The sequence below is a fragment of the Flavobacterium myungsuense genome (genome assembly GCF_042677265.1).
GTDB classification, from domain to species: Bacteria; Bacteroidota; Bacteroidia; order Flavobacteriales; family Flavobacteriaceae; genus Flavobacterium; species Flavobacterium myungsuense.
In genome coordinates this window covers 1-11588 of record NZ_JBHTIZ010000017.1, presented here as the reverse complement: position 1 = coordinate 11588, position 11588 = coordinate 1, and the positions used below count along the sequence as shown (strand labels likewise).

Below are 11588 nucleotides of genomic sequence, written 5' to 3'. Positions count from 1 at the left end.
TTAGAAACGAAACAATACATAAAAATAAAAAGATGAAAACAGCAACTCAAAACACAACAATTCAAAATTTTTTCTCAGGAATTAGAATGATTGTTTTATTTGTTTTGATAGTATCATCTAGTTTTACAATGGTAGGACAAAACAAAAATGAAGTTGCTTCTAAATCAGAAACTTTTCAAGTTGTAGCTTCAGATGATACTGTTGCGGCATCACAAAGTAATGAAACAACAAATACTTCAATGAATTTTGTTTCTTGGTTCATGGGAACAAAACAAACACCAAACGCAAATCAATCAGGAGATGCTGCTGTAAGCCAGAAAAAACAAATTATAAATTCAGGAATTGCTCCAAACCGTTTGTTGATTAAGGCATTCTTAAAAAAAGCATCAAACTATAATACTACAATAGCATAATTATTTTATATTAATTTAGGTTAAGTCTTCTAGAAATAGAAGATTTTTAAATTTAATATATCGATTTGAAATTAATAAAAAAATAAATGTAACACTTTGAGACAATTATTAAAACAGATATTCAATTTTTTTAAGAATAACCGAACAAAAAAGTTATCTAGAAACTTTTAGGGTCAACAGTATTAATAGTTTTTAAGTTTGTTTTTCTTGTTCTCGATACGATTTTATGAAGAAAATTACTTGAACGAACGAAAACACATATCATTAAAAACAAATTAAACCCAACGTATTAGATATAGTAATATATCTAATAGTATTTCATTAAAATGTTTTATTATTTAAAATGTAATAAAAAAACCAACATTGTTTTTATGTTGGTTTTAAATATTAATGATTATACTCTAGAAAGTCTTCTTTTGTATGAATAAAATGCAAACAATATCCCCACAATCCCAAACCAAATTAATTTTTCATTTATTGATGCTGTTGGCGGATCCTCACCTTCTAATCCTCCTCCTCCTTGGTCTTGACCAGGTTGAGCAAATAACATAATATCAGAAAATAAAACGAAGGAAAGTATGTATAACTTAATAAAATTATTTTTCATTTTTATTGTAAATTTTTGCAAATATACGAATCAAATTTATAAGAACCATTTCTCTTTATTAAAAAATTACATGATTAATACATTTTTATTGAAAATAACATTAGTTTCAAATTAATCAAATTCTGAAGTAAAAAACAATTTAACATTCGGGTATTTACTTTGTGTCATTTGAATTGTAAAATCAGAATCTGCTAAAAAAACCAACTGTTTGTACTTATCGTGTGCTAAGAATTTTTGCTTAATTCGTCTAAATTCTTTAAATTCTTCACTTTTTGGATCATTAGGTTTTACCCAACATGCTTTATGTACAGGAAAATTTTCATAGGTACATTTGGCCCCATATTCATGTTCTAGGCGGTATTGTATCACTTCATATTGGAGTGCGCCAACTGTTCCTATAATTTTACGATTGTTCATTTCAAGAGTAAATAATTGCGCAACACCCTCATCCATTAATTGATCTATTCCTTTGTCGAGTTGCTTAGATTTCATTGGATCTGCATTATTGATATATCTAAAATGCTCTGGAGAAAAACTAGGGATTCCTTTAAAACTCATTACCTCCCCTTCGGTTAGAGTGTCACCAATTTTAAAATTACCGGTATCATGTAGGCCTACAATATCTCCAGGATAGGATATATCGACTATTTCTTTTTTCTCAGCAAAAAAAGCATTTGGACTCGAAAATTTTAAATTTTTATTCTGTCTGACGTGTAAATAAGGTTTGTTTCGTTCGAAAGTTCCTGAAACAATTTTTATAAATGCGAGTCTGTCTCTGTGTTTAGGATCCATATTCGCATGGATTTTAAAAACAAAACCAGACATTTTTTCTTCTTTTGGGTCTACTAATCGCGTTTCTGAATCTTTTGGTCTTGGCGATGGTGCAATTGCTACGAAGCAATCTAGTAATTCTCTAACTCCAAAATTATTCAATGCCGATCCAAAAAACACAGGTTGCATTTTCCCGTCTAAGTACTCTTGCTGGTCAAATTTAGGATATACTTCATCAATTAATTCTAGTTCTTCTCTTAATTTTGAAGCTGGTTTTTCTCCAATAATTTTATCTAATTCAGGACTTTTAACATCAGAAAATGCAATAGTTTCTTCAATATTTTTTCGACTATCACCACTAAATAAGTTGATGTTTTGTTCCCACAGATTGTAAATGCCTTGAAAATCATAACCCATACCAATAGGAAAGCTCAAAGGAGTAACAGTTAATCCTAATTTTTGTTCAACTTCATCCATCAAATCGAAAGCATCTTTTCCTTCACGATCTAATTTGTTAATAAAGACAATAATAGGAATTTTTCTCATTCTGCATACTGCAACTAACTTTTCAGTTTGTTCTTCGACACCTTTTGCAACATCAATAACCACAATAACACTATCGACAGCTGTTAATGTTCTAAAAGTATCTTCTGCAAAATCCTTGTGTCCAGGCGTATCTAGAATATTTATTTTTTTGTCTTCATAGTTAAAAGCCAAAACCGATGTAGAAACCGAAATTCCTCTTTGGCGCTCAATTTCCATAAAATCTGAAGTAGCTCCTTTTTTTATTTTGTTGTTTTTTACGGCACCTGCTTCTTGAATTGCTCCTCCAAAAAGTAATAATTTTTCAGTTAATGTAGTTTTTCCAGCATCTGGATGTGATATAATTCCGAAGGTTCGGCGACGTTGTATTTCTTGTAAAAAGCTCATATTTCTTGTAAATGGAATGCAAAAATAGCATTTATTCAACAAATAAATAGACTTTGTTCTGAACAACTATTTTACAGTAGGTTTTCAATTTAAAATGGGTGAAAGTAATTTCGTTAATAATTTTTTGTTAATAGTATTACCTATACTTGTATAATGCAATCGAATTGTTATTTTTGTTGATTGAAATTTGTTAAAAAATAACTCAAAAAATCAATTTAGACTTAATTTAGTATTAAACAGAAACTTTAAAATAATGAAAATAAAACAATTTTTTGTCGGATTATTACTTTTTTTTCAATTTATAACTTATGCTCAAAATATTAAAAAAGAAGTTTTATTTACAATTGATGATAAAACCTATTATACAGATGAATTTTCGAGGGTCTATAATAAAAATTTAGATTTAGTTAAAGACGAATCTCAAAAAGATTTAACTCAATACTTAGAGTTATTTGTTGGATATAAACTTAAAATACACAAAGCAAATAAGTTAGGTTTGCAAAACGGTGAGGCATATATAAACGAACTTAATTCTTACAGAACTCAGCTTTCAAAAAATTATTTAACTGATTCTAAAGTAACAAAAGAGTTAGTTGAAGAAGGCTATAATCGTTCGTTAAAAGAGATTAAAGCATCACATATTTTAATTACGGTTGATGAAAATGCTTCGGCAGCGGATACTTTAATTGCATATAATAAAATAAAATCCATTCACGATAGAGCTCTTAAAGGTGAAGATTTTGGAAAATTAGCTGAAGAATTATCAGAAGATCCATCTGCAAAAGAGAACAAAGGTGATTTAGGCTATTTTTCTGCATTTAGAATGGTGTATGCTTTTGAATCAGCAGCTTATAAAACGCCAAAAGGTAAAATTTCAAATCCTATCAGAACTCGTTTTGGTTATCATATTGTTAAAGTTGATGATGTTAGAGATAATAGAGGAGAGATTACAGTAGAGCACATCATGATTTTAAATCCAAAAGATGCCACTACAGAGGAAAGTGAAAAAGCAAAAAATAAGATTCAGGATATTTATCAAAAAATTCAACAAGGTGAAAACTTCGAAGAATTAGCAAAACAATTTTCAGATGATAAATCGTCATCTCCAAAAGGAGGACTTCTTAATCGTTTTGGATCAGGACAGTTAAGTTCAGAAGAATTTGAAAATGCAGCATTTTCTTTAACAATACAGAAACCGATTTCTGCTCCTTTTCAAAGTGAATTTGGTTGGCATATTGTAAAGTTAATAGAGAAACATCCTGTAAAACCTTTCGAAGAAGTAAAATCAGAATTAGAAAATAAAGTTGGAAAAGACGATAGGTCAAGATTAATTGCCAATTCATTGAATGAAAAACTAAGAAAAAAATATGCTGTAAAAAGAGATAATAAGTTATACAAAGCATCAGCAAAAACGGTTACAGATGACTTTTATGAAAATAAATGGGAATTGCCAGCTGTGACAAAACCTTTTGACGGAAAGTTATTTGTAATACAAGAAAAAACAATTACAGGTACTGATTTTTTGAACTATGTAAAAGAACAACAACAAGCAGGAATTAAACTGAAACCTATAAATAAATTAGTTGATAATTTATACGAAAAATTTCTTGACACTAAATTAAATAATTACTACAATGACAATTTAGAATTGGAGTTTCCTGATTTTGCTAACGTTATTGAAGAGTATAGAGACGGATTATTGCTTTTCGATTTAATGGAAAAAGAAATATGGGAAAAATCAAAAACAGATTCAATAGGTTTGCAAGCTTTTTATGAAGGCAGAAAATTAGAGTATACTTGGAAAAATAGAGTAAATGCTACAGTAGCTTCATCAACTAATATTGAAGTTATAAAAAAAGCACAAAAAATGTTTAAACAAAATGTTGATTCTGAACAAATTAAAGAAAAATTGAACACCAATGATAAAGTGCAAATAATGACAAATAGTGGTGTTTTTGAAGAAGGTTCAGAATCGCTTCCAAAAGAATTAAAGTTTAAAGTTGGAGTTTCGGATATTCTAAAAGAAGGCGAATATTATTTTGTAGTAAAAACCGATAAAGTAATTCCTGCCGGATCAAAGACACTAGAAGAATGTAAAGGCAAAGTAATTAACGACTATCAACAGTTTTTAGAAGAAAATTGGGTTAATAATTTAAAAAAGGAATTTACAATTAAAGTTAATAAAGATGTTTTTGAAAATGTAAAAAAGCAACTTCAAAAATAATGTACAAAAGCTGGTTTTTGTTTTGGATAGTCCTCCTATTTTCTTCTTGTGATTTTTTTAAAAAAGAGGTAAAGCCGACTGCTATAGCTAGAGTAAAAGATAGCTATTTGTATAAAGAGGAGCTAAATAATTTGGTTCCAAAAGGGACTTCAAAGCAGGATAGCTTACAAATAGTAAGAAGTTTTATTGATCGTTGGGCTTCACAGAAATTATTAATAAATGCAGCTGAACTAAATATTGATAGTGAGGACAAAGCTGCATTTGATGAATTGATAAAACAGTATAAAATAGATTTATATACAAAAGCATACATTGAAAAAGTTGTAAAAAAAACGTTAGATACTATAATTTCAGAACAAGATTTAGAAGCATACTATAAAAACAATAAAGAGAATTTTAAAACAAATGGAACTTTAGTTCGTTTAAGATACATTAACTTAAGTAAAGACAATCCAAAATTCGAAAGTATAAAAAGTAAGTTTTTAGATTTTAAGAAATCAGATAAGAAATTTTGGGACACTTATGCGTTACAATGTAAGAGTTTTGCTCTAAACGATTCTATGTGGGTAGATTTAAGTAGTGTTTACGATAAATTACCATTTATTAATCCCGACAATAGAGATCAATATATAGCTTCAGGAAAAACGATTCAGCATTCAGATTCACTTGACGTTTATTTAGTGAAAATTAGACAAATAATAGATAAGAACCAGATTGCTCCGTTTGATTATCTGAAACCAACATTAAAAGAAGTTATCCTAAATAAAAGAAAGTTAGAGTTAATAAAAAAATTTGAAAAAGAAATTACAGATGATGCAATTAAAGACAAGGATTATGAAATTTATAAATAATAGCGCAGCAACGTTTATTTTCTTTTTTATTGTTTTCTCAACAACCATAAACGCACAAGAAATAATTAAAGACACTGTTAAAAAAGTAACACCGCAAAAAAATATTTCACAAAGACAAAAAATTGACGGAGTTATAGCCACTGTTGGAGATTATTTAGTTTTAGATTCAGATATTGATAAATCCTTTTTAGAAATTTCAAGTCAAGGAGGCTCAATTAAAGATATCACTAGATGTCAAATGTTGGGGAAATTATTAGAAGACAAACTTTACGCCCACCAAGCCGTTCAAGATAGTATAGTAGTTACTGATGAAGAAGTCAAATCAAAACTAGAGGAGCAAATTGGTTATATGGTCGAGCAATTAGGTTCGATGGAAAAGGCAGTACAGTATTTCAAGAAAGCCAATGAAGAGGAATTTAGGGCAGACCTTTTCGAAATCATAAAAATGAATAAACTCGCTTCTGAAATGACCAAGCGAATTGTTGATAAGGTCGAAATTACTCCAGAAGAAGTTCGAAATTTTTTCAAAAAAATACCAGCAAGCGATTTACCTACATTTGGCGCAGAAATGGAAGTTGCCCAAATAGTTATAAAACCCAAGATAACAGAAGCCGAAAAGCAAAAAGTGATAGATAAACTCAAAGAGTTTAAAAAAGATGTTCAAGAAGGTTCTAGTTTTTCTACTAAAGCAGTTTTGTATTCTCAAGATCCCGGATCAAGCTCTAATGGAGGATATTATAAAATGAATAAAAAAACACCTTTTGTAAAAGAGTTTAAAGATGTTGCATTTAGTCTAGCAGAAGGAGAAATTTCTGAACCTTTTGAAACTGAGTTTGGTTTTCATATCATTTACGTCGAAAAAATAAAAGGACAGGAAGTAGAGTTAAGACACATTCTTTTAGTCCCAGCTATTTCTGCCGAATCTCTAAAAGAAGCTAAAGAAAAGATAACTCAAATTAAGAAAAAAATTGACGAGAAAGTAGTTACGTTTGCTGAAGCAGCAAGGGCAGAATCTGATGAGAAAGAAACAAAAGCTAACGGTGGACTTCTAGTAAACCCAAAAACACAAGATACTCATTTTGAACTAACAAAAATGGATCCTTCCCTTTACAGTCAAGTGTCAAACTTAAAAGAAGGAGAAGTTTCATTGCCAATTGTAGATACTGAACAAAATGGAAAAAAGAAATACAAATTAGTAACTGTGACCAATAGAATCAATGAACATACTGCCGATTATGCTAAAGATTATATAAAAATTAAAGAGATAGCTCTTAAAGAAAAACAAATAAATGCCATTGCAAAATGGTCTGAAGAAAAAATTAAAGAGACCTATATTAAAATTAATGGAGAATACAGAGAATGTCCGTTTACTAATAATTGGTTAAAAAAGTAGATTTTAGTTTAGATTCTATCTGAGTTAATCTGAAATCAAAAATCAAAAATCTGAAATCAAATGTCCGACGTAGCAGCAATACAAAATTTAGTTCAAAAAAGAACCGAATTAAAAAAGGAAATATCTAAAATAATTGTAGGCCAAGATGAAGTTGTAGACCAAGTTTTATTGAGCATTTTTTCTGGAGGTCATGCACTTTTAGTTGGTGTTCCTGGATTAGCCAAAACCTTGATGGTTAATACTATTTCGCAAGCTTTAGGTTTAGATTTTAAACGCATACAATTTACACCTGACTTAATGCCTTCTGATATATTAGGAAGTGAAATTCTTGATGAAAACCGTCAATTCAAATTTATAAAAGGGCCAATTTTTTCGAATATCATTTTAGCAGATGAAATTAACAGGACGCCTCCAAAAACTCAAGCTGCTTTGCTAGAAGCCATGCAAGAACGTGCGGTAACTATAGCGGGACATAATTACAAATTAGATTTGCCTTATTTTGTATTGGCAACACAAAATCCAATTGAGCAAGAAGGAACATATCCATTACCAGAAGCACAATTAGACCGATTTATGTTTTCAATTAAACTAGATTATCCATCGTTTGCCGAAGAAGTACAAGTAGTAAAAAGTACCACAACTGATGCAAAAGTTTCAGTAAATCCTTTGTTTACAGCACAAGAGATTATCGATTTTCAGCATTTAGTTCGTAGGATTCCAGTTACCGATAATGTAATAGAATATGCTGTTACTTTAGTAAGTAAAACACGTCCGGACAATGCGCTTTCTAATGATTTTATAAAAAATTATATCGATTGGGGGGCGGGCCCAAGAGCTTCTCAAAACTTAATTTTAGCTGCAAAGACACATGCTGCTTTTAACGGTAAATTTTCACCAGATATTGAAGATGTAAAAGCCGTAGCAATAGGAATTTTAAGGCATCGTGTAGTAAAAAATTACAAAGCCGATGCTGAAGGAATTACAATTGAAAAAATTATTGCCTCTCTTTTTTAGAAAAACAATTTTTTAAATTAAACTTTTCTAAGAAATAAGTCTTAATATTCTTAACTATCTTAATGGTTTAAAAAGGTATTTGATTATTTATTAACAATCGAATCCAACTCGGCATCATAAAAAAACAAAAACATACTTCCCATCATGTCTTGATTGCTATTGGTAGTATTATTAACTTCTAAAACCAATTCATATTCATGGTTTTTAAACATCCAAACTCCAGATTCTGAACTAAAAGATTTAATGTTTGAAAGCCCAATTTTGTTTGAAAGGTTCGTTATTTTGCTTTTAAAAATTTCAGTTTTGGTTGTTTTATCCAAGAGCGTTAGTGAAGTTGCAAATGGATGAACATGAACTGCAGCAGCGTGTAATCGTAAACTGTCTTTAATTTGTAGCTGATCATTAATGCCACTATGATATTTGTTTTTGCCAACAGGAATAACCCAATGCCCTGATAATACATTTCCGTCACCATAATCATAACTGTGATTTTTAGTTTCTACAGGAATGCAATATTCTTTTCCGGGATCAAGAGGGCTTTTATAGGGATCAGATTTATTATACGGCAACATGATAAATGCTGTTCTGCTTAATAAGGGTTTAATAGTTCTATTTTTTTTAGTATAATCGACAGTAACTTCATGCTTAATACAAAAATTAGCATCAGCAATATTGTGGTTTAAGGATTCGGTTGTTATATAAAGCAAGTCATTTCCTTTCATCGGAATTCCATATCCTTTTGGAAAAGTAAAATTTTCTAATCCATGCGAAAGTGAAGTCAATCTTGGATAATAGATTCCAATTCTCTCTTTAAGATTAAAATTGCTAAAATATTTCACGTCATTAAAATCGACATTGGTATGACAAATAAAATCATTAGATACTTGTTTCTTAGTTTTAGAGTCTAATGCTTTAACATGAAAACCAGTAAGCCAAAGTAATGTTGAATCCTGAGAAAGTTGAATGTAATTGGAGGATTTTGGTCCTTCCATAGATTTATAAATTCCGTCAATATAGAAGGTAGGAGAAATCATTTTATATTCTAAGTGAGAATTATCGATAATCCATTTGTTGTCAACAATTCCAGTTTTCTGAAGGAAAACCGTTTTTATGATTGCTTTATGACGATTAGGCAATTGCCAATACCAAATTCCACCACCAATTGTAATTAGCAACACAAAAACTCCTAAAAATTTATATATCTTTGATTTTGTCATAATTTAATTGAATCGAAAATCAAAAATACAATTTTAAATGATTGAAACTGAACGAAAACCTACCAAACGAATTTTTGGATTAGATTTGTTGCGTGTCATTTCAATTGCACTTGTATTGTGTTCACATACGTCTTGGATTTATCCACCAAGCTCAAGTTTATTGGCAAAAGCAGTTGATATGTGTGGTTTTTTTGGCGTTGAGCTTTTTTTTGTTCTTAGCGGTTTTCTTGTAGGAAGTATTATTTACAAGCAATTTTTGCGTGAGGAATATGGATTTAAAACCATGATTTCTTTTCTTAATAGGCGAATGATTCGAATTTTACCCAACTATTATTTAATTATCATTGTAAATATAATAATTGGTTTTTTTATGGGTTATCCAATTGTAGATGCGTGGAAATATTTTTTCTTTTTTCAAAATTTTGCCACTCCATTATTGCCTTTTTTTCCAGAATCGTGGAGTATGCCTATAAAAGAATACGGTTATGTAATTATTATTTTTTTGTTGTTGCTAGTTTCTATAATTTTTAAAAAAGTTTCAAGAAAAATGCTTTTTTTGTGGGTCATTTCTAGTATGATTCTTTTCTTTTTTTTACTAAAAATAAGTTACAATTTCAATACTCAAAACACAACTATGGCACAATGGGATATTTCTTTACGTTCTGTAGTTATTTATAGAATTGATACCGTTTTAGCAGGAGTTTTATTTGGTTTTATTTCTTGTGAATATTCTAAATTTTGGCAAAAAGAAAAATTCAAATTTGCAACTTTGGGTTTTTTATTAGTTTTTATTTTGCTTTTCTGTCTAGGATATTTAAAACTAAAAATTGCAGATTTTCCTTTTTTTTGGAATGTGATTTGTTTACCATTAAATACTGCTGCTTTGGTTTGTTTTTTGCCGTTTTTTTCTGAATGGGAAATTGGTTCATCACAGATTCAAAAAGCAGTAGAGCACATAAGCGAATTATCTTATGCAATCTATTTATTACATTATAGTATTGTACTTTATTTGATGAAGCATTTCATTGACACTTCTCATTTTAGTATGATTCAATTGCATTTGTTTGCAGTATTGTATTTAGCTCTTACCATTTCATTGAGTTACGTTTTGTATACTTTTTTTGAAAAGCCTATGACAAAATTCAGAGATATAAAAATTTAAATTATATGGACATTAATGCAAACAATCATAGAATTTTCGGATTAGATTTGTTTCGTTCTATTGCAATTCTGATGGTTTTATTATCTAATTTGCTTTTAATTTATCCTAATTTAAATGACAAGTTGGCTCAAATACTGGTTTTATTTGGTTTTTGGGGTGTTGAGATTTTCTTTGTTTTAAGCGGATTCTTAATTGGAAATATTTTGTTCAACTTATATGTTCAGAATGATTTTACAATTCAATCGGTTTTCTCTTTTTTAAATAAACGTTGGTTTCGAACCTTACCTAATTATTTTTTGGTTTTACTTTTAAACATAGTTATTGCTGTAATGTTTCATTTTCAAATAGAAAATATTGACTATTATTTTTTCTTTTTCCAAAACTTTTATCATCCAATGATGCCTTTTTTTCCAGAATCATGGGGTTTATCTGTAATTCAATTTGCCTATTTGTTTACCCCTTTTGCTTTATTATTTTCAACATTTTTGGTTAAGTCTGAACACAAATCTAGATTCTTTATTATTGTTATATCAATTCTGATATCGATTTTTATTTTCAATAAAATCATTTATTTTTTAACGACATTAAATACAACTATAGAGCAATGGAATGGTTCTTTAAAGTCGGTTGTTGTGTATCGAGTAGATGCTTTTTTAATTGGAATATTCGCCAGTTGGATTGCAATAAATTATAATAAACTTTGGTTAAAACATAAAGTAAAGTTGTTTTTTCTTGGATGCTTTTTTTTAATTATGCTATTTGTTGGTGTAGGATATTTTAGGGTTTTAATCGAAACGTATCCGTTTTTTTGGAATGTTATGTATTTGCCATTAGTGTCTACAACTTTTGCACTATTTCTTCCAATTTTTTCTAATTGGAAATTAGTCCCAAATAGGTTTTCTAGATTCATTAATTTATTAAGTTTAACCCGTTGGGTGTAATTATTTGAAGTAAAAAATACTGATTAGATATTGCTCAAGATACTGAAATTCAGTATCTTGAAGTC

Annotated in this window: 10 protein-coding genes; 7 read left to right on the top strand and 3 right to left on the bottom strand. The window is 29.3% G+C overall.

Annotation, left to right across the window (positions count from 1 at the left end; translation table 11 throughout):
• The first annotated feature begins 32 nt into the window (after window positions 1-32).
• Window positions 33-413 (top strand): hypothetical protein, encoded by a 381-nt coding sequence (locus ACFQ0S_RS07215; RefSeq protein ID WP_379755748.1) that lies wholly within the window; start codon window positions 33-35, stop codon window positions 411-413.
• Window positions 414-807: 394 nt separating this feature from the next.
• Here the strand turns inward: ACFQ0S_RS07215 and ACFQ0S_RS07210 are convergent, their stop codons facing one another.
• Complete coding sequence (locus ACFQ0S_RS07210; RefSeq protein WP_379755745.1) at window positions 808-1020, bottom strand: hypothetical protein; 213 nt, start codon at window positions 1018-1020, stop codon at window positions 808-810.
• A gap of 111 nt (window positions 1021-1131) precedes the next feature.
• Complete coding sequence (locus ACFQ0S_RS07205) at window positions 1132-2721, bottom strand: peptide chain release factor 3 (RefSeq protein WP_379755742.1); 1590 nt, start codon at window positions 2719-2721, stop codon at window positions 1132-1134.
• A 253-nt stretch (window positions 2722-2974) separates the two neighbouring features.
• Between ACFQ0S_RS07205 and ACFQ0S_RS07200 the strand changes: the two genes are divergently transcribed.
• The 4 genes from ACFQ0S_RS07200 to ACFQ0S_RS07185 are packed head-to-tail and all read left to right on the top strand — an operon-like array spanning window position 2975 to window position 8203.
• Entirely contained in the window at window positions 2975-4945 is a 1971-nt protein-coding gene (locus ACFQ0S_RS07200) for a peptidylprolyl isomerase (RefSeq protein ID WP_379755739.1), read from the top strand.
• Complete coding sequence (locus tag ACFQ0S_RS07195) at window positions 4945-5796, top strand: hypothetical protein (protein ID WP_379755736.1); 852 nt, start codon at window positions 4945-4947, stop codon at window positions 5794-5796. Before ACFQ0S_RS07200 ends, ACFQ0S_RS07195 begins: the two co-directional genes overlap by 1 nt.
• Window positions 5759-7189, top strand: a complete 1431-nt coding sequence (locus tag ACFQ0S_RS07190) for a peptidylprolyl isomerase (RefSeq protein WP_379755763.1) — start codon at window positions 5759-5761, stop codon at window positions 7187-7189. The genes ACFQ0S_RS07195 and ACFQ0S_RS07190 overlap by 38 nt, the downstream gene beginning before the upstream one ends.
• Before the next feature lie 60 nt (window positions 7190-7249).
• Complete coding sequence (locus ACFQ0S_RS07185) at window positions 7250-8203, top strand: AAA family ATPase (RefSeq protein ID WP_379755733.1); 954 nt, start codon at window positions 7250-7252, stop codon at window positions 8201-8203.
• An 83-nt stretch (window positions 8204-8286) separates the two neighbouring features.
• Here the strand turns inward: ACFQ0S_RS07185 and ACFQ0S_RS07180 are convergent, their stop codons facing one another.
• Window positions 8287-9420 (bottom strand): hypothetical protein, encoded by a 1134-nt coding sequence (locus tag ACFQ0S_RS07180; RefSeq protein WP_379755730.1) that lies wholly within the window; start codon window positions 9418-9420, stop codon window positions 8287-8289.
• Window positions 9421-9457: 37 nt separating this feature from the next.
• Between ACFQ0S_RS07180 and ACFQ0S_RS07175 the strand changes: the two genes are divergently transcribed.
• Together ACFQ0S_RS07175 and ACFQ0S_RS07170 are read left to right on the top strand one after the other, a co-directional pair.
• The gene (locus tag ACFQ0S_RS07175) at window positions 9458-10582 is read left to right on the top strand and encodes an acyltransferase family protein (RefSeq protein ID WP_379755727.1); all 1125 of its coding nucleotides are present in this window, start codon (window positions 9458-9460) and stop codon (window positions 10580-10582) included.
• A gap of 5 nt (window positions 10583-10587) precedes the next feature.
• Window positions 10588-11523 (top strand): acyltransferase family protein, encoded by a 936-nt coding sequence (locus ACFQ0S_RS07170; protein ID WP_379755724.1) that lies wholly within the window; start codon window positions 10588-10590, stop codon window positions 11521-11523.
• Window positions 11524-11588: the final 65 nt, after the last annotated feature.